Source organism: Azospirillum sp. (assembly GCF_050789165.1).
Map to the genome: position 1 here is coordinate 1 of NZ_JBOZRT010000107.1, position 18,093 is coordinate 18,093.

Here is an 18,093-nt window from a genome sequence, read left to right on the forward strand (position 1 = left end):
CTCAAGGTGCGTCGAAAAATGGCTTCTTGGTCAACCGATTACCTCAACGCTCTCATTCACCCAACCGCGTGAATGTCTTCAAGCGATTCCCGTGGCGTCCCGATGCCGCCGACCTGTGAACTGAACACGCTGCGCACACTGTTTCACCGTGTTCCACTCTGTTCCATCCGCGGTGGCGCGGGAGCGCCCTAAGACCGCGTGAACGTCACCGCCCCCGGCCGCCCCGGCAGATCCAGCTCCGCCTGCACCGGCGCGCAACGGCTGACCACCTTGCCCCGCCGCAGCACGAACAGCCGCGTCGCCCGGGTGCGGACCGCCTCCACCGGATCGCCGGCCTGCAGCACGACGAGGTCGGCGTGGCAGCCCGGTTCCAGGCCGTAGCCCTCCAGGTGCAGCAGCTTCGCCGGGTTCGCGGTGACCGCCTGGAAACAGGCGGCGATGCCGTCCGAGCCGGTCATCTGCGCCACGTGCAGGCCCATGTGCGCGACCTCCAGCATATCGCCGGAGCCGAGCGGGTACCACGGGTCCATCACGCAGTCGTGGCCCAGCGCCACGGTCAGCCCGGCGGCCATCAGCTCCGGCACGCGGGTCATGCCGCGGCGCTTGGGGTAGGTGTCGTGGCGGCCCTGCAGCGTGATGTTGATCAGCGGGTTGCTGACGACGCCCAGGTCGGCTTCCGCCATCAGCGGGATCAGCTTGGAGACGTAGTAGTTGTCCATGGAGTGCATGGAGGTGAGGTGCGATCCGGTCACCCGCCCCTGCAGGCCGAGCCGCTGCGTCTCGTAGGCCAGCGTCTCGACGTGGCGGGACAGCGGGTCGTCGGTCTCGTCGCAGTGCATGTCGACCAGCAGCCCGCGCTCCGCCGCGATCTCGCACAGCAGGCGCACGGATTCGGCGCCGTCGGCCATGGTGCGCTCGAAATGCGGGATGCCGCCGACCACGTCGACGCCCATGTCGAGCGCGCGCCTTAGCAAATCTTCGGCACCGGGGGAGCGCAGCACGCCGTCCTGCGGGAAGGCCACCAGTTGCAGGTCGAGGTACGGCGCGACGCGCTTCTTCACCTCCAGCAGCGCCTCGGTGGCGAGCAGGCGCGGGTCGCAGACGTCGACGTGGCTGCGGATCGCCAGCAGACCGCGCGCCACCGCCCAGTCGCAGTAGGCCAGCGCCCGCTCGACGATCGCCTCCTGCGCCAGCGTCGGCTTCAACTCGCCCCACAGCGCGATGCCCTCCAGCAGCGTGCCGGAGCGGTTGACCCGCGGCATGCCGTAGCTGAGCGTCGAATCCATGTGGAAGTGCGCGTCCACGAAGGGCGGCGTCACCAGCCGGCCGGTGGCGTCGATCTCCGGGCCCGCCTCGCCGGGCAGGTTGGGTTCGACGGCGGCGATGCGCCCGCCGCGGATGCCGATATCGACGCCGGTGCGGCCGTCCGGCAGCGTCGCGCGGCGCAGGATCAGATCGAACATCAGCGTTCTCCCTTGCGGTAGGGGATCATCAGGGCGCGCGGGTAGGCGGCGCGGCGCGCCACCAGCACCAGCGCCAGGATACTCAGCAGGTACGGCAGCATCAGGAAGACCTGGTACGGCAGCACCCCGCCGGCAATCTGCTGCAGGCGCAACTGGAAGGCGTCGAAGGCGGCGAACAGTACGGCGCCGAGCAGCGCCTTGCCCGGCCGCCAGGAGGCGAAGACCACCAGCGCGATGCAGATCCAGCCGCGCCCGTTGACCATGTTGAAGAAGAAGGCGTTGAACGCCGACAGGGTCAGGAACGCCCCGCCCAGCGCCATCAGCGCGCTGCCCGCCATCACCGCGCCGACGCGCACGGCGGTGACGCTGAGGCCCTGCGCCTCGGCGGCGGCCGGGTTCTCGCCGACCATGCGCACCGCCAGCCCGACCGGCGTGCGGTACAGCACGTACGCCACCGCCAGCACCAGCAGCGCCGCAAGGTAGGTCAGCGGCGTCTGCGCCAGCGCGCCGGGCAGGTCGAGCGGCTGGAACGGCTGGATGGTCGGCGGCGTGCTCGCCTGCGGCAGCACGAGGCGGTAGACGAAGTAGGACAGGCTGGTACCCAGCAGCGTCACGCCGATCCCCGCCACGTGCTGCGACAGGCCGAGCGGCACCGTGAGCGACGCGTGCAGCAGGCCCATCAGCGCGCCGCAGGCCATCGCCACCAGCACGCCGGTCCACAGGCCGCCGCCCTGGTAGACCGCCATCCAGCCGGCCATGGCGCCCAGCGTCATGATCCCCTCGATGCCGAGGTTCAGCACCCCGGCGCGCTCACACAGCAGCTCGCCCAGCGTGCCCAGCACGTAGGGCGTGGCGATGCGCAGCACCGCGGTCCAGAAGGCGGCCGAGACGAGGACGTCCCAGATGGCGTTGGGGATTTCCATGGCGCCCTACCCCCGCCGCAGCCGGTAGCGCGCCAGCAACCCGGCGACCAGCATGCACAGCAGGCTCGCGGCGACCAGCACGTCGGCGATGTAGTTGGGCACCGGCACGGCCCGGCTCATGGCGTCGGCGCCGACGAAGATGCCGGCGATGAACAGCGCCCCGCCGACCACACCCAGCGGGTGCAGCTGCGCCAGCATCGCCACCACGATTCCGCTGTAGCCGAACCCCGGCGACAGGTCGAGCGTCAGGTAACCCTTCAGCCCGCACACCTCCGCCGCCCCGGCCAGCCCGGCCAGCCCGCCGGACAGCACCGCGGTGCGCAGCATGACCTTGGTCACCGGCATGCCGGCGAAGGCGGCGGCGCGCGGGTTGGCGCCGACCGCGCGGTTCTCGTAGCCCCAGATGGTCCGGGTGTCGATCAGCCACAGCACCACCGCCAGCGCCAGCGCGATCACCAGCCCGGCGTGCAGCCGCGTGCGCGCCACCAGCTTTGGCAGCTCGGCGGCCTCGACCACCGGCGCCGACTGCGGCCAGCCCATGCCCATGGGGTCCTTGAGCGCGCCCTCCAGCAGCATGGAAACGAACAGCAGCACGACGAAGTTCAGCAGCAGCGTCGTCACGACCTCGTCGACGCCGAAGCGCACCTTCAGCACCGCCGGCCCGAGCAGCGTCAGCCCGCCGGCCAGCGCGCCCGCGATCATCACCGTGGGGATTAGCAGCCAGAACGGCAGGTTCAGCATCCCGCCGCCCAGCACCACCGCGGCCAGCGCGCCCATGTAGAGCTGTCCCTCCGCCCCGATGTTCCACAGCTTGGCGCGGAAGGCGACGGCGGCGGCCAGCCCGGTGAGGATCAGCGGCGTGGCGCGGGTCAGCGTCTCGGTCAGCGCGAAGCGCGAACCGACGGCGCCCTCGATCAGCAGCCCGTACGCCTTCAGCACCGGCGCCCCGGTCCACGCCACCAGCAGCGCGCACAGCGCCAGTGCCGCCAGCACCGCCCCGACCGGCGCCAGCACGCGCAACGCCAGCGGCGTGTGCGTGCGCGGTTCAAGCCGCATGGCCGACCTCCTCCAGCACGTCCCAATGCCCAGCCATCAGCAGGCCGAGCTGGCGGATCGACACGCGGTCGTGCGGCAGCAGCGGCGTCAGCCGGCCGTGGTGGATCACCGCGATGCAGTCGGCCAGCGCGAGGATCTCGTCCAGGTCCTCGGAAATCAGCAGCACGCCGGCCCCGGCCGCCCGCGCCTCCAGCAGCCGCCCGTGCACGTAGGACACCGCGCCGACGTCGAGGCCGCGCGTCGGCTGGCTGGCCAGGATCAGGTCAGGCCGGTGCGCCAGCGTGCGGCCAAGGATCAGCTTCTGCATGTTGCCGCCGGACAGCAGCTGCGTGCGCGCGTCGGGGCCTGGGCAGCGCACGTCGAAGGCGCGGATCACCTCGTCCGCGTACCGGCGCGCCGCGGCGCGCTTCAGCACGCCGAAGCGGGAGAAGGCCGGGTCGCGGTAGCGCTCGGCGATCAGGTTCTCCCAGACCGACATGGCGCCCACGAGGCCGGCGGCGTGCCGGTCCTCGGGAATCCGCGCGACGCCGCGCTGGACCATGGCGGCGGGATCGGCGGTGGCGACGGACTCGCCCTTCAGCGTCATGCTGCCGGACTCGGGATGGATCAGCCCGCTGAGCAGATCGGCCAGCGCCGTTTGGCCATTGCCGGACACCCCGGCAATGCCGATCACCTGATGCCGACGGATTGTCAGGTCCACCGCGTCGAGAAGCGGCCGCCCATGGCCGGACGCGACGGTCACGCCGGACAGCGCCAACACCGGCTCGCCGGGCTCCATCAGGGCGGGGGTCGGCGGCTTGACGTCTCGGCCGACCATCAGCGCGGCCAGTTCCTCGCGGTCGGTCTCGGCCATCCGGCGGGTGGCGACCAGACGGCCGGCGCGCAGCACGGCGACGCTGTCGCTGACCGCGAAGACCTCGTTCATCTTGTGGCTGATGAACACCACCGCCAGCCCATCCGACGTGAGCCGGCGCAGCGTGTCGAACAGGCCGGACGCCTCCTGCGGCGTCAGCACCGCGGTCGGTTCGTCGAGGATCAGGATGCGGGCGTCGCGGTACAGCGCCTTGAGGATCTCCACCCGCTGCCGCTCGCCCACCGACAGGTCGCCGACCAGCGCATCCGGCCGCACGCCGAGGCCGAAGCGCTCGGCCAAGTCCAGCAGCCGCTTGCGCGCCCTGCTGCGGTCGGACCACGGGCGCCACAGCGGCTCGGTGCCGACGGAGACATTGTCGAGCACCGACAGGTTGTCGGCCAGCGTGAAGTGCTGGTGCACCATGCCGATGCCGGCCTCCAGCGCCGCGCGCGGCGAGCCGGGCGGCAGCGGGCGGCCGAACGCTTCGACGGCTCCCTCGTCGGCCACATAGTGGCCGAACAGGATGTTCATCAGCGTGGTCTTGCCGGCGCCGTTCTCGCCAAGCAGCGCCAGCACTTCGCCGGCATGCAGCGTCAGCGAAATGGCGTCGTTGGCGAGCAGCGGCCCGAAGCGCTTGGTGATGCCGGTCAGGCGGAGGACGGGGGTCATCGGTTTTGAAGAGGGAAACTCAATCCCTCCCCCAGCCCTGCTGGGGGAGGTCAGGTGGGGGCAGCGGCGTTTTTAGGCGGTGGATGCTTGGCGGGGCCGTTTGCCCCCACCCAACCCTCCCCCGCCGGAGGCGGGGGAGGGCCATTTGCTTACATCGTCGACTTCGGTTCGCCGTCGTTGACCTTCACGGTGAACTTGCCGTCGCGGATCTCCTGCTCGCGCGCCTTCACCTTGGCCATCGCAGCCTCCGGCACCTTGCCCTCGAAAGTGCCGAGCGGGGCGAGGCTGGAGCCCTTGTGCTTCATCAGGCTGTAGGGGCCGTAGTCCTCGGCCTTGTAGGTGCCGGCCTTCACCGCGGCGATGGCGCGGTCCACCGACGGCTCCATGTGCCAGAGCGCGCTGGCGACCACCGTCTCCGGGTACTGCGGCTGGGTGTTGATGACGTTGCCGATGGCGAGCACCTTGCGCTCCTTGGCCGCGTCGGACACGCCGAAGCGCTCGGCGTACATGATGTCGGCGCCGCGGTCGATCATGGCGAAGGCAGCTTCCTTGGCCTTCGGCGGGTCGAACCACGAACCGATGAAGCTGACCATGAACTTGACGTTCGGGTTCACCTCCCTGGCGCCGTCCATGAAGGCGTTCATCAGGCGGTTCACCTCGGGGATCGGGTAGCCGCCGACCATGCCGATCACGTTCGACTTGGTCATGGAGCCGGCGATCATGCCGGTCAGGTAGGCCGGCTCCTGGATGTAGTTGTCGAAGACCGAGAAGTTCGGCTCCTGCGGCTGGAAGCTGGAACCCATGACGAACGCGGTCTTGGGGTAGTCCTTGGCCGCGGTGCGCGCCGCGCGCTCGACGCCGAACACCTCGCCGAAGATCAGCTGCTGGCCGCCCTCGGCGTACTGGCGCATGACGCGCTCATAGTCGGTGTTGGCGACCGACTCGGCCCAGACATATTCGATGTCGCCACGGGCTTCCGCGGCCTTCAGCGCGGTGTGGATGCGGCTGACCCACTGCTGCTCGATCGGCACGGTGTAGACGCCCGCCACCTTGAGCTTGCCCTGCGCCCCAGCTGTAGAGATCAAAGCGGGCGTCGAAAGCGCGATGGCCGCCGCCGCAACGCCGCACAGCACCGCACGGCGCGTCATGTCCCTGACCCAGGTCCCCATCTGCCCACCCTCTTCTTGTTTGTACGGTTCAGCAAACGGCGACGAGCGTGGCACGGCACCCGATGCACGGCAACCGGTATTACCGCGTGCCGTACAGCCGGTCTCCGGCGTCGCCCAGGCCGGGCAGGATGTAGCCCAGCTCGTTCAACTGCCGGTCCACCGACGCTGCGTAGACCGGAACGTCGGGATGCGAATCGTAGAAGGTGCGCAACCCTTCCGGCGCCGCCACCAGCACCGCCAGCTTGATGGAGACCGCGCCGGCGTCCTTCAGCCGGTGCACCGCCGCCTCGGCCGTGTGGCCGGTGGCGAGCATCGGATCGACCAGGATGACCAGCCGCTCCTCGATGTCCTCGGGCACCTTGAAAAAGTACTCGACGGGAGTCAGCGTCTCCTGGTCGCGGTACAGGCCAATGTGGCCGATGCGGGCCGAGGGCAGCAGCGTGCGCATGCCGTCCAGCATGCCCTGCCCCGCCCGCATGATCGACACCAGGCACTGCTTCTTGCCGGTGAGGATCGGCGCGTCGAAGGTGGTCAGCGGCGTCTCCACCGGCCGCGTCTCCAGCGGCAGGTCGCGCGTCACCTCGTAGCCCATGAGCTGCGACAGCTCGCGCATCACCTCCTGGAAGCGCAGGGTCGGCGTCTCCTTGCGGCGCAGCAGGGTCAGTTTGTGCCGCACCAACGGATGGTCGATGACGGTGAGCGTCGGGATGGGCATGCTCGACCTCTCCTTCAGAAAACCGTTCCGTCGCTGCGGATGCGGATCGGCGGGCTCCCGTCCGGACGACGCTCGCGGGCGATCCAACGGCCGGCCGTCCACGTGCCGCCCTGCAGCACCTTGGCGAGCGGGAAATCCTCCGCCGGCTTGCCCAGCCGCACCCGCACCCCGTCCGCCAGCCGGTCGAGCAGCGCGACGGTGAGCGCCCGCCACTCCACCACCGCCGGGTCGCCGACCTCCAGCGCCTCGGTCAGCACGCGCGGGGCCTTCGGTGCCAGCACGCCGGTGTCCACCAGCAGCCCACCGTTGCGGTATTCCGGCAGGCCGGTCAGGCCGTCCAGCCCGGTGACGCGCATCCCGGCATCCTCCAGCGGCTCGACCAAGGAGTAGGTCAGCCACTGCGACAGCTTGTGGAAGGGCACCAGCCCGCCGATGGGGTGGCGCCAGACGTCGCCCAGGTTGACGCCCTCCAGCTCGATCCGTCCCGGCCAGATCGGTCCCAGGCCGCGCAGCACCGCCGACAGGATCGTCGAGGCCGGAAGCACGCCGCCCGGCGCCTGCGCCTTCAGGTAATCGTACAGGTTCCCGACGCGCGCCGGCCGGCCGAACAGGTCGGGCGCCTTGTTCAGCGCCTTGCCGAGCCGGCGCAGCAGGGCCACCCGTCCGTCCAGCCCGACCAGCGGGTTGCCGGCCGAGACCTGGAAGCCGTCGGCGAGCGTGCCCTCCTCGATGTCCATGAGCGCGTCGGCGTCGGCGCGCAGCCGCAGCAGGCCGGTGCTCTCGGCGAAGGCGCCGTGGCGGAACATGTCGAAGCTGGCGATGGCCAGTCCCTCGGAGCGCATGAGTTCCGCCCCTTCGGCGTCGCGGTAGCGCCAGAGGTCGCCGGCCCCGGCGTCCAGCAGCACGCTGACCACCGCAAGGTCGATGCGGATGCGCGCCAGTTCGTCGGCGTCGAGGCAGTCCAGCGTCTCCGCCAGTTTGGCCCAGCGATCCTCGCCGTTCACCAAGAAGTGACGCCAGCGGCTGTGGTAGGGCACCGCGAGGTCGGGATAGCAGTCGCGCGTCACCTCGACCACCAGGTCGGCCGCTTCGTCAAGACGCTCTGCGTGCAGTTCGAAGTGGTCGAGCGCTCCGCGCTCGGCCTCGGCGAGCAGGGCGTGCGCCCTCTCCCGCACGGCGTCGGCCGACAGGAGCCAGGCGACGCTGGTGTCCGGCCCGGCGCTCAATCCGTCAGCCCCCGGCCCTTGGCCCGCGCCAGTTCCTCCGCCGTGGGCACGGCGGGGGTGAAGTAGCCGGCGGCCTTCTTGGCGTCCATCTCCACCTTGGCGTCGTCGGGGATCAGCTCGTCGGGGATGGGGATCTGTTCGACGATCTCGATTCCGGCGCGGCGGATGGCGTCGGACTTCATGTTGCTCATCGACACCATGCGGTCGATGCGCGTGACGCCCAGCCAGTGGAACACGTCGGGCATCAATTCCTGAAAGCGCATGTCCTGCACGCCGGCCACGCACTCCGTACGCTCGAAATAGGCCTCGGCGCGGTCGCCGCCGGGCTGCCGCTTGCGGGCGTTGTAGACCAGGAACTTGGTCACCTCGCCGAGCGCCCGGCCCTCCTTACGGTTGTAGATGATCAGGCCTACGCCGTCCTCCTGCGCGGTGCGGATGCACTCCTCGATGCCGTGCGTCAGGTAGGGGCGGCAGGTGCAGATGTCCGAGCCGAAGACGTCCGACCCGTTGCACTCGTCGTGCACGCGGCAGGCGACCTTGCGGTTCGGGTCGGAGATCGCGGCGAGGTCGCCCAGGATGTAGACGGTCTGCCCGTTGATCGGTGGCAGGAAGACCTTGAGGTCGGGGCGGGTCACCAATTCGGGAAACATCCCGCCGGTGTGCTCGAACAGGCCGCGGCGCAGCGTCGTCTCGGTGATGCCGAAGCGCGTGGCGACGCCGGGCAGGAACCACACCGGTTCGATGGCGATCTTGGTGACTCGGGCGTCGCCGCTCTCCAGCAGGGTCCTGCCGTCGGGCTTGAGGCGGCCGGCCTGCATGGCGTCGGCCAGTTCCGGCACCTTGATGCGCGCCTTGGTGACGGCGACGGTCGGGCGGACGTCGACGCCGCGGTCGAGGTGCTCCTTGAACGTCTCGCTGACCACGTGGCCGAACGGGTCCATGGAGACGATCTTGTCCGGGTCGAACCACTGCGGGTGCGGGCCAATGGCCTCGGCAGGCGCGGTGTTGGTCAGGTCCGGCACATGGTAGGCGCTGAGCTGTCCGGCCGCCACCGCCAGTGCCCGGTACACCGCATAGCTGCCGGCGTGCGCGCCGATGGCGTTGCGGTGCGAAGGGTCGGAGAGCGAGGCGACCACCGGCCCGCGCTCCGCGGCCGTGGCCGCGCCCCAGTGCACCGGCGTGTAGCGCGGCTTGGCGCCGCCCGGATGCGAAGCGAGGACGATGTGTCGCTGCGGCTGGTTTCGGCGGCTTTCCATAGGGATGCCTTTGCACTGCCCCGGACCGCGACATGGTGACACACTCCGGGGCCGCCGGAATACCGAAACAAAGGGCCGCCCCCTCTAACCTTCGGCCAGGACAAAAAAAGCCGCCGGCGTCCGATGAGGGGCGGCGGCGGCCAGTCATGTCTGTGCCAAACGTTGAGTGACCCCGTCAGCCTCGACAGGCAACCGGAAGCGCGCAACGCGGCAAATGCACACAGGGTTATGCAACGAGCGCGAAACGGCCGTGCCGTTGCTGTGTTCTCATTACGGGAGACACCCAGGGAAGCCAGCCATGACCGACCCGAAAGCAACCGACCCGCGGGATCCACGCGGCGACACCCCGGCCGAGGAGAAGGAGCGCAAGCGCCCCGACCAGATCGGCATCATTCCCGGCAAGATCCCCGGCCAGCCCACCGATCCGCACGATCCGCGGTTCCCGGCGAGCCAGCCGGACCTTGCCTAGGCCGTCCGCGCCACCCGCCCCTCGATGGCGTAGGCCGGATCGTTGTAGCCGGGCGTCGATGGGTGCCCGGTGGTCACCAGGCCATCCACCAGCGCCTCGTCCTCCGCCGTGAAGGCGTAGTCGAGCGCGCCCAGGTAGTCGCGCCACTGCTCCTCGGTGCGCGGGCCGGCGATGGGGGCGGTGACGAGCCGGTTGTTCAGCACCCAGGCGACGGCAAACTGGCCCGCGGTGATGCCGCGCGCTTCGGCGTGACTCTTGAGGGTCTGCGCGATCTCCAGGCTTTCGCGCCGCCACTCGGTGTTCATCATGCGGGTGTCCTTGCGGCCGGCGCGGGTGTCGGACGGCGGCTCGGCGTCGGGAGCGTACTTGCCGGTCAGCACGCCGCGTGCCAGCGGGCTGTAGGGCACCACGCCCAGCCCGTAGTGGCCGCAGGCCGGCAGCACCTCGACCTCCGGCATGCGGTTCATGGCGTTGTAGTAGGGCTGGCAGGCCACCGGCCGGTCGATGCCCAGCCCGTCGCACAGCCGGCAGATCTCGGCGATCCGCCAGGAGCGGACGTTGGAGACGCCGAAGCTGCGGATCTTCCCCGCCCGGATCAGGTCGCCGAGCGCGGCCACCGTCTCCTCCAGCGGCGTGTCGGGGTCCTCGCGATGCAGGTAGTAGAGGTCGATCCAATCGGTGCCCAGGCGCTTCAGGCTGGCGTCGCAGGCCAGTGTCAGCCAGCGCCGCGACAACCCGCGCCGGTTGGGACCCTTCCCCATGGCGTTGCCGACCTTGGTGGCGAGCACCCAGCGCTCGCGCTCCTTGGCGATGGCGCGGCCGACCACCTCCTCCGAGCGGCCCTCGTTGTAGATATCGGCGCTGTCGATGAAGTTGATGCCGGCCTCGGCGGCGTGCGCGATGATGCGGGCGCTGGTCGCCTCGTCGGTCGGGCCGCCGAACATCATGGTGCCGAGGCAGAGCGGCGACACCTTGACGCCGCTGCGGCCGAGCTTGCGGTATTCCATGTCCCCTCCCGGTGTTCCGGTTGTTGAAGGGGATGATGCACCGGACCGACGCCGCCCTCCAGGCGTTTTCCGTCCGACAGGCAAGGGAGTGATCCGATGGACGTGATGACCGACGCCCGCCGCGAAGCCGGGCTGGAGCTGCAGGCGCTGGCGCAGGAGTTCGAGACGAGCGACGAGGCCGCCTTCCGCCGCACGCGCATCCTCTGCTGGGTGGTGCTGGCGATCGCCGCGCTGATCGAGATGCTGCTGCTGATCGGCGGCGGCGACTGGCGCTACCTGCTGGGGGCGTGGCTGGTGATCGCCGCGGTGACGTGGGGCGCATACGCCGTGTCGACCGGCCGCCAGCGCCGGCAGACCGCGCGGCTGCGTGAGCTGGCGCTGCGCTGGGTGGGCGTCGATCCGCCGGTGGTGTAAGCTGCTCCCAGGCCGGGGCGGAGAACGGGCATGGACGCGGGCGATCTCAGGGTGTTCGAGGCGGTGGCCCGGTTGGGCGGCATGAACCGCGCCGCGGCCGAGCTGAACACCGTGCAGTCCAACGTCACCGCGCGTGTCCGCGCGCTGGAGGAAGAGTTGGGCGTCCCGCTCTTCCACCGCCACAGCCGCGGCGTGACGCTGACCGACGGCGGGGCGCGGCTGCTGCCCTACGCGGTGCGGGTGGCGCTGCTGCTCGACGACGCGAAGCGCGCGGCGAGGGACGACGGCGCGCCAAAGGGGGCGCTGACGCTCGGCTCGCTGGAGACGACCATGGCGTTGCGCCTGCCGCCGGTGCTGGCCTCCTACGCCGCATCCTACCCCGATGTCGATCTGGTGCTGCGCACCGGCACCACCGCCGAGCTGATCCGCGACGTGCTGGAGCACCGCCTGGAAGGCGCCTTCGTCTGCGGCCCGGTGGACCACCCGGACCTGGAGGAGGAGACCGCCTTCCGCGAGGAGATGGTGGTGGTGACCTCCCGCCCGATCCGCTCGCTGGACGATCTGGCGCGCCGCGGCGACCTGAAGATCGTGGTGTTCCGCGCCGGCTGCTCCTACCGCCACCGGCTGGAGGCGATCCTGGCGCAGCGCGGCGTCGTCTCGCTGCGATTGCTTGAGTTCGGCACGCTCGACAGCATCCTCGCCTGTGTCGGCGCCGGGATCGGGATCACCCTGCTGCCGCGCGCCGTGGTGGCGCGGGCGGTGCGCGATGGGCTGGTCGCCACGCACGACCTGCCGCCGGTGGACGCCAACGTCGAGACGGTGTTCATCCGCCGCCGCGATTCCTTCCGCTCCAGCGCGCTCGCCGCCTTCCTCGACCACGCCCGACCGCGACGGCTGCACGCCGACGCCGCGGAGTGAGGGTCACGCCTCCTTGGCGTATTTCCTCTTCGCCACCTCCAGCGAGGCCAGCAGCTGCTGGCCGGTGGCACCGCCGTCGCCGCTGACCCGGCCGTGCATCACCGCCTTGATCGCGTCGACGTGCGCCTTGAACAGCAGCTGCTCGTTGGGCGTCACGGCCTTCAGACCGCCGCTGGTCGCCTCGTACAGCGACTTGGCGATCTGGGTGATCAGGGGATAGCCGAAGATGCCGCCCTGCCCGCGCATCTCGTGCGCAGCGCGGCTGATGTCCGCCACCAGCCCAGCCACGTGCCTCGAGTCAGCACCCAGGCGGTCGATGCGCCGCGTCATCTCCTCCACCTCGGCGGCGATCCAGGTGGCGTAGTCGCCGGCGCGGCTCTGGATCTCCGCCTCCGCCGCCTCCAGAACCGACTCCGGCAGCGCTGGCACCGGGTCGCGCGGGCCGACGCCCACCTTGGCACCCAGGCGGTTCGGCAGCTCGAAATACACCACCGGGTGGCGGTCGAGCCCCATCGGGCGGGACCGGCTGTGCACCACCAGGATCTCGCACTCCGCGGTCATCCGGCAGTCCATTATGACCGGCTTCGCCACCCGCCGGCGGTCCGGCCCGAAGTAGCCGGTGGCCAGCACGAAGCGGCGCGGCCGCGCGATGGCCATCATCAGCCGGGCACCCACCGTACCGGCCGAAAACGGCTTGGCGATGAAGTCGGTGGCGCCGAGGTCGCGCGCCTGCGCCACGTAATGCCGGTCGGCGGCGCCCGAGAGCATCAGCACCGGCAGGAACTTGTCCGGCGACCGCGGGCTGGAACGGATCCAGCGCAGCAGCATCATGCCGTCCACTTCGGGCATGACGACATCGGTGATGACCACGTCCACCGGCGCCGTGCCGGGCGGCAGCGCCGCCTTGCGCTCTTCCAGGAATCGGATGGCGTCGGCGCCGTTCCTGGCCGCGTGCACGGTGCCGACGCCGAGGGAGCGCAACGCGCCCGTCAGCACCGAGCGTATGAAGGTGCCGTCCTCCACCACCAGCACGGAGAGCGGCCCCAGCCGCGACCATCCCATGACCGAAGCGTCGTTCATCGCCTTTTGCCGATCCAACGCCTTGAATTAACCTCGAATTGATGACACGCCCGCGCCCCGCTTGGCGAGGGCGACGTTCGGGATAGGCGCGCAGGGAAGGCTTGCGTCGGCGGCGGGTACCGCTACCTTGGACGCGACGACAAGGGGAGGAGCCCACACGATGCCGCAACCCGACCACATCATGGCCCTGCCGGTGCCGGACCCGTCCACGCTGGACGACGACATGAAGGCCTACTTTGACAAGTGCACGGAGAAGCTGGGTTTCATCCCCAACGTGCTGCGCGCCTACAGCAGCCGGCAGAAGAAGCTGCGCACCTTCGCGCAGTTCTACAACGAGCTGATGCTCGGCGAGAGCAAGCTGTCGAAGCTGGAGCGTGAGATGATCGCGGTGGTCGTCTCCTCGGCCAACCACTGCTACTACTGCTTGGCGGCGCACGGACAGGCGGTGCGCAAGCTGTCCGGCGACCCGCAGCTGGGCGAGATGCTGGCGGCGAACTACCGCGTCGCACCGTTGGAGCCGCGCCAGCGCGCCATGCTCGACTTCGCCTGGAAGCTCACCAAGGAGCCCTGGTCGATCGGCGAGGAGGATCGCGAGGCGCTGCGCCGCGTTGGTCTCTCCAACGACGAGGTCTTCGACGTCGCCGACGTCGCCGGGTTCTACAACATGTCGAACCGCGTCGCCTCGGCGGTGGACATGATTCCCAACCCGGAATACCACGCCCTCGACCGCTGATAGGGACCCTGCCCGATGCTGCGCTTTCTGGTCCGCCTGTTCGCCTTCATCGGTTTCCTGGTGGTGGCCGGCATCGGCACCGCCGTGTGGTACCTCTGGACTCACGAGGAGCCGCTGCCCGACGCCATGGTGCTGACGCTGGACCTCGACAAGCCGCTGTCCAGCCGGCCCGACGGCGACGCGCTGGGCAGCCTGCTGGGCCGCGAGGCCAGCCTGCGCGACGTTCTGGACGCGCTGGAGCGGGCGCGCTCCGACGAGCGGGTCAAGGGCCTGCTCGTCCGCATCGGCGGGCACGAGCCTGGTTTCGCCGAGGCGCAGGAGATCCGGGCCGCGGTGGAACGGCTCCGCGCCACCGGGCGCTTCGCGCTCGCCTTCGCCGAGGGGTTCGGCGAGGGCGGGGCGGGCAACCGCTCCTACTATCTCGCCACCGGATTCGACGAGGTGTGGGTGCAGCCGCTGGGCGACGTCGGCATCACCGGGCTGGCGGCGCAGATCCCGTTCGCGCGGGGCGCGCTCGACCAGCTCGGCATCCAGCCGCAGGTGCAGCAGCGCGAGGAGTACAAGAGCTTCGCTGACACCTTCACCCAGCGCGACCTCACCCCCGCCAACCGCGAGATGACGCAGGCGCTGCTGTCGGACCTGAGCAAGCAGCTGGTGGATGGCATCGCCAAGGCGCGCCGGCTCGACCCGGGCGAGGTGCGAGCGCTGATCGACCGGGCGCCGCTGATGGACCAGGAAGCCCTGCAGGCCCGGCTGATCGACCGCATCGGCTACCGTGACGAGGCCGAGGCGGAGGCGCGGCGCCGCGCCGGCGGCGGCGAGACGGTGGAGCTGACCGACTACCTGGGCACGGCCGGGCCGCCGCACCGCGACGGGCCCGTGGTGGCGCTGATCCACGCGGTCGGCACCATCAGCCGCGGCGAGAGCGAGGGGCGCGGCATCAGCGAGGTCTCCGCCGGTTCCGACACCATCGTCGAGGCGTTCGACAAGGCGGTGGAGGACGACGACGTCAAGGCCATCCTGTTCCGCGTCGACAGCGGCGGCGGCTCGGTCACCGCGTCGGAGTCGATCCGTCGCGCCGTGGTGCGGGCGCGCGAGCGCGGCAAGCCAGTGGTGGTCTCCATGGGCGACGCGGCGGCGTCCGGCGGCTACTGGATCTCGATGAACGCCGACCGCATCGTGGCGATGCCCGGCACCATCACCGGCTCCATCGGCGTGGTCGCCGGCAAGATGTCGCTGGAGGGGCTGTCGGAGAAGCTGGGCGTGCACTGGGGCGTGGTCGCCGACGCCAAGAACGCCGGCATGTGGTCGCCGTTCCGGGCGTTCAGCGAGTCCGAGCAGGCGCGCCTGACCGCGATGATCGATCGCACCTACGCCAGCTTCCTCGCCAAGGTCGCCGAGGCGCGCAGGCTGCCCGCCGACAAGGTGCACGCGGCGGCCAAGGGCCGCGTGTGGACCGGCCAGCAGGCCCTGGCGCTCGGGCTGGTGGACGAGCTGGGCGACACCGAGACCGCGCTGGTCCGCGTCCGCGAGGCCATCGGTCTGAAGCCCGACGCCCCGGTGGCGCTGGAACCGTTTCCGCCGCCGAAGTCGACGCTGGAGGAGATCCGCAGCGTGATGTCCGGCAAGGGCTTGGTGCGCGAGGCGGTGGCGCGCGAGCTGCGCGCGTGGCTGGGGCCGCTGGCGGAGCTGGCCGAGCCCGGGGTACGGGCGAAAATGCCGGCGGTGATGGTGCGGTAACGGCGGATGCCCCCTCCTATTCCCGAACTGCGCCGATCAGGAACTCCTTGTTCCCTTCCGGGCCGGTGATCGGGCTCTCGGCGATGCCCAGCACGCGCCACCCCGGCAGGCTCTCCAGCCACGCCCGGATCCGTTCGCAGACCTCGGCGTGCAGTTCCGGCTCGCGGACCACGCCGCCCTTGCCGACGCGGCCCTTGCCGACCTCGAACTGCGGCTTGATCAGCGCCACCAGCCGCGCGCCCGGCGCGGCCAGCGCCAGCGGGCCGGGGAGCACCACCTCCAGCCCGATGAAGCTGGCGTCGCACACCACGAGGTCCACCGGGTCGGGGATCTCGGCGCCGGTCAGGTGGCGGGCGTTGGTCTTCTCCAGAACCACGACGCGCGGGTCCTGCCGCAGCTTCCAGGCCAACTGCCCGTGCCCGACATCCACGGCGTAGACCTTGGCCGCGCCGCGGGTCAGCAGGACGTCGGTGAAGCCGCCGGTCGAGGCGCCGACGTCCAGCGCCACCAGCCCGGTCGGGTCGATGCCGAACTCGTCCAGCCCCTTCACCAGCTTCAGCCCGCCGCGCGACACCCAGGGGTGGTCCTGCCCCTTCACCGACAGCGGCGCGCCCTCGGCCAGCAGGTCGCCGGCCTTGTCGATGCGGCGGGTGTCGGAATAGACCAGCCCGGCGAGGATCAGCGCCTGCGCCTTGGCACGGCTCTCGGCAAGCCCGCGCTCCACCAGCGCCACGTCCACGCGTACCTTCGCCATGCCGGCACCTCCCCCAGGATCAGGCGAGATGCATGGCGCAACGAGACGCCCGCTGCAAGGGAATCAGGCCGGCAGGTCGACCACGAAGCGCGTGCCCGGCACGTTCGGCTCGGCGCGGAGCTTGCCCTTGAGCTGGCCGATGAAGGCGCGGATCACCTTCATGCCCAGCGTGTCGGCGCGCGCCACGTCGTAGCCCTCGGGCAGGCCGCGGCCATGATCGGCGACGGTCAGGCTCTTGCGGCCGTCCGGCTGCACGCGGAAGCCGACCGCCACCTCGCCCGGCTGCCCCTCGGGGTAGGCGTACTTGACGGCGTTGCTGACCAGCTCGTTCACCACCAGCGCCAGCGGGATCACCGTGTCGGCCGGCAGGTCGACGTCGTCGGTCTCCACCGCGATGGTGCGGCCGGCCGCGGCGGCGCTGCCGCCCAGCTCGCGGCAGAGGTCGCGCAGATAGGCGCCGAAGGCGACCTCGCTGTAGGTCTGGCTCTGGTACAGGCGCTGGTGCACCTGGGCGATGGTGCCGATGCGCCCGCAGGCTTCCTGGAACTGCCGGCGCAGCTCCGTGTCCTTGGAGCTGAGCGCCTGCAGGGTGAGCAGGCTGGAGACCAGCTGCAGGCTGTTCTTGACGCGGTGGTTGACCTCGCGCAGCAGCTCTTCCGTCGCCTTCAGGGCCGCCGCCTTGGTGGACACGTCGTGCATGGTGACCAGCACGCCGCGCGCGCCCTCCGACCCGGCCAGCGGCGCGCAGTCGATATCCCACACCCGGGTCCGGCCGTCCGCGCCGGTGACGGCCAGATCGCTGACCCGCGCCGTCCGGCCGCTGCGGCGGACCTCCTCCAGGCCGTCGGCCAGCCCCGGGAACCCGTCCACCAGCCGGCCGCCGGGCTGGGCCGCCGGCGTCGCGGGCAGGGCGCGGAACGCAGCGTTCACGTAGCGGTAGCGGTGCTCGGGCCCTTCGACCACGGCCATGGCGACCGGCGCCTGTTCCAGCGACGCGAGGAGAAGCGCCGTGTCGCCGGCCTCAAGCGCGCCGGCGGCGGCGGTGTCAGACAGGGAAACCATTGTAGACTGGCGGTCCTTCGCAGTGTCCGTACGGAGCGAACCTCGTGTCCGCAATGTAGTGGAACGACGATGTCGTCTCCAGGGGAACCTATAGACACAAAACTACCCAAATCGGGGTAGGTCTTTCGGTGCCGATCCTTGCTCATACGGACCAAAGACAGAGGGCCGCCCGGACAGGCGGCCCTCCATTACAGTTCCGTGACCTTGGGCGTGCCCTATGCGCGCACCTCGGCCAGCGCGTCGATGCCGAGCGCCACCAGCGCGGTGGCGACGATGGACTTGGCGTTGAGGCCGGCCTCCTCGTACTGCTTGGCCGGGGTGTCGTGGTCGAGGAAGCGGTCGGGCAGCACCATCGGGCGGATCTTCAGCCCGCCGTCGAGCAGCCCGGAGGTCGCCAGGAACTGCAGCACGAAGCTGCCGAAGCCGCCGACCGAGCCCTCCTCGATGGTGATCAGCACCTCGTGGTGCAGCGCCAACTGGCGCACCAGATCCTCGTCCAGCGGCTTGGCGAAGCGCGCGTCGGCCACCGTGGTGGACAGCCCGCGCGCCGCCAGCTCCGCCGCCGCCTTGCGGCACTCGCCCAGAC

General features: G+C 70.6%; 18 protein-coding genes. 5 read left to right on the top strand and 13 right to left on the bottom strand.

Annotated features, from left to right (window positions below; all coding sequences use genetic code 11):
- Nucleotides 1–188: 188 nt before the first annotated feature.
- The 8 genes from ACRWK7_RS24475 to ACRWK7_RS24510 form a co-directional block, all read right to left on the bottom strand.
- Nucleotides 189–1,463: an amidohydrolase family protein gene (locus ACRWK7_RS24475; RefSeq protein WP_431858937.1), complete on the bottom strand. Its 1,275-nt coding sequence runs from the start codon at nucleotides 1,461–1,463 to the stop codon at nucleotides 189–191.
- Nucleotides 1,463–2,386 (bottom strand): ABC transporter permease, encoded by a 924-nt coding sequence (locus ACRWK7_RS24480; protein ID WP_431858938.1) that lies wholly within the window; start codon nucleotides 2,384–2,386, stop codon nucleotides 1,463–1,465. The genes ACRWK7_RS24475 and ACRWK7_RS24480 overlap by 1 nt, the downstream gene beginning before the upstream one ends.
- A 6-nt stretch (nucleotides 2,387–2,392) precedes the next feature.
- On the bottom strand, nucleotides 2,393–3,442 hold the full coding sequence (locus ACRWK7_RS24485) for an ABC transporter permease (protein WP_431858939.1): 1,050 nt from the start codon (nucleotides 3,440–3,442) through the stop codon (nucleotides 2,393–2,395).
- Complete coding sequence (locus tag ACRWK7_RS24490; RefSeq protein WP_431858940.1) at nucleotides 3,432–4,964, bottom strand: ABC transporter ATP-binding protein; 1,533 nt, start codon at nucleotides 4,962–4,964, stop codon at nucleotides 3,432–3,434. The genes ACRWK7_RS24485 and ACRWK7_RS24490 overlap by 11 nt, the downstream gene beginning before the upstream one ends.
- Nucleotides 4,965–5,113: 149 nt before the next feature.
- Nucleotides 5,114–6,112 carry a BMP family protein gene (locus ACRWK7_RS24495; RefSeq protein ID WP_431858941.1) on the bottom strand — a complete coding sequence of 333 codons (999 nt, stop codon included), beginning with the start codon at nucleotides 6,110–6,112 and terminating at the stop codon, nucleotides 5,114–5,116.
- 100 nt (nucleotides 6,113–6,212) lie between these two features.
- Complete coding sequence (upp, locus tag ACRWK7_RS24500; protein WP_431858942.1) at nucleotides 6,213–6,848, bottom strand: uracil phosphoribosyltransferase; 636 nt, start codon at nucleotides 6,846–6,848, stop codon at nucleotides 6,213–6,215.
- 14 nt (nucleotides 6,849–6,862) lie between these two features.
- Nucleotides 6,863–8,074, bottom strand: a complete 1,212-nt coding sequence (locus ACRWK7_RS24505) for a URC4/urg3 family protein (protein ID WP_431858943.1) — start codon at nucleotides 8,072–8,074, stop codon at nucleotides 6,863–6,865.
- The gene (locus ACRWK7_RS24510) at nucleotides 8,071–9,330 is read right to left on the bottom strand and encodes a GTP cyclohydrolase II (RefSeq protein ID WP_431858944.1); all 1,260 of its coding nucleotides are present in this window, start codon (nucleotides 9,328–9,330) and stop codon (nucleotides 8,071–8,073) included. Before ACRWK7_RS24510 ends, ACRWK7_RS24505 begins: the two co-directional genes overlap by 4 nt.
- 298 nt (nucleotides 9,331–9,628) lie before the next feature.
- Between ACRWK7_RS24510 and ACRWK7_RS24515 the strand changes: the two genes are divergently transcribed.
- The gene (locus tag ACRWK7_RS24515) at nucleotides 9,629–9,799 is read left to right on the top strand and encodes a hypothetical protein (RefSeq protein ID WP_431858945.1); all 171 of its coding nucleotides are present in this window, start codon (nucleotides 9,629–9,631) and stop codon (nucleotides 9,797–9,799) included.
- On the opposite strand, the gene ACRWK7_RS24520 is transcribed toward ACRWK7_RS24515, so the two are convergent.
- Nucleotides 9,796–10,806: an aldo/keto reductase gene (locus ACRWK7_RS24520; protein WP_431858946.1), complete on the bottom strand. Its 1,011-nt coding sequence runs from the start codon at nucleotides 10,804–10,806 to the stop codon at nucleotides 9,796–9,798. The genes ACRWK7_RS24515 and ACRWK7_RS24520 overlap by 4 nt on opposite strands.
- Before the next feature lie 96 nt (nucleotides 10,807–10,902).
- Between ACRWK7_RS24520 and ACRWK7_RS24525 the strand changes: the two genes are divergently transcribed.
- Nucleotides 10,903–11,220, top strand: a complete 318-nt coding sequence (locus ACRWK7_RS24525) for a hypothetical protein (RefSeq protein WP_431858947.1) — start codon at nucleotides 10,903–10,905, stop codon at nucleotides 11,218–11,220.
- A gap of 30 nt (nucleotides 11,221–11,250) precedes the next feature.
- Nucleotides 11,251–12,138, top strand: coding sequence for a LysR family transcriptional regulator (locus ACRWK7_RS24530; protein WP_431858948.1), 888 nt, complete (start codon nucleotides 11,251–11,253; stop codon nucleotides 12,136–12,138).
- Between the two features lie 3 nt (nucleotides 12,139–12,141).
- Here the strand turns inward: ACRWK7_RS24530 and ACRWK7_RS24535 are convergent, their stop codons facing one another.
- Nucleotides 12,142–13,218: a response regulator gene (locus tag ACRWK7_RS24535; protein ID WP_431858949.1), complete on the bottom strand. Its 1,077-nt coding sequence runs from the start codon at nucleotides 13,216–13,218 to the stop codon at nucleotides 12,142–12,144.
- Nucleotides 13,219–13,378: 160 nt separating this feature from the next.
- Between ACRWK7_RS24535 and ACRWK7_RS24540 the strand changes: the two genes are divergently transcribed.
- Together ACRWK7_RS24540 and sppA are read left to right on the top strand one after the other, a co-directional pair.
- Complete coding sequence (locus tag ACRWK7_RS24540) at nucleotides 13,379–13,951, top strand: peroxidase-related enzyme (RefSeq protein ID WP_431858950.1); 573 nt, start codon at nucleotides 13,379–13,381, stop codon at nucleotides 13,949–13,951.
- Nucleotides 13,952–13,966: 15 nt separating this feature from the next.
- Nucleotides 13,967–15,691, top strand: coding sequence for a signal peptide peptidase SppA (gene sppA / locus ACRWK7_RS24545; RefSeq protein ID WP_431858951.1), 1,725 nt, complete (start codon nucleotides 13,967–13,969; stop codon nucleotides 15,689–15,691).
- 16 nt (nucleotides 15,692–15,707) lie between these two features.
- Here the strand turns inward: sppA and ACRWK7_RS24550 are convergent, their stop codons facing one another.
- The 3 genes from ACRWK7_RS24550 to ACRWK7_RS24560 all read right to left on the bottom strand — a co-directional run.
- Nucleotides 15,708–16,445 (bottom strand): TlyA family RNA methyltransferase, encoded by a 738-nt coding sequence (locus ACRWK7_RS24550; protein ID WP_431858952.1) that lies wholly within the window; start codon nucleotides 16,443–16,445, stop codon nucleotides 15,708–15,710.
- Between the two features lie 63 nt (nucleotides 16,446–16,508).
- Nucleotides 16,509–17,507, bottom strand: a complete 999-nt coding sequence (locus ACRWK7_RS24555; RefSeq protein ID WP_431858953.1) for a sensor histidine kinase — start codon at nucleotides 17,505–17,507, stop codon at nucleotides 16,509–16,511.
- Between the two features lie 215 nt (nucleotides 17,508–17,722).
- On the bottom strand, nucleotides 17,723–18,093 hold a 371-nt coding region (locus tag ACRWK7_RS24560; protein ID WP_431858954.1), incomplete at its 5' end, for a transketolase C-terminal domain-containing protein.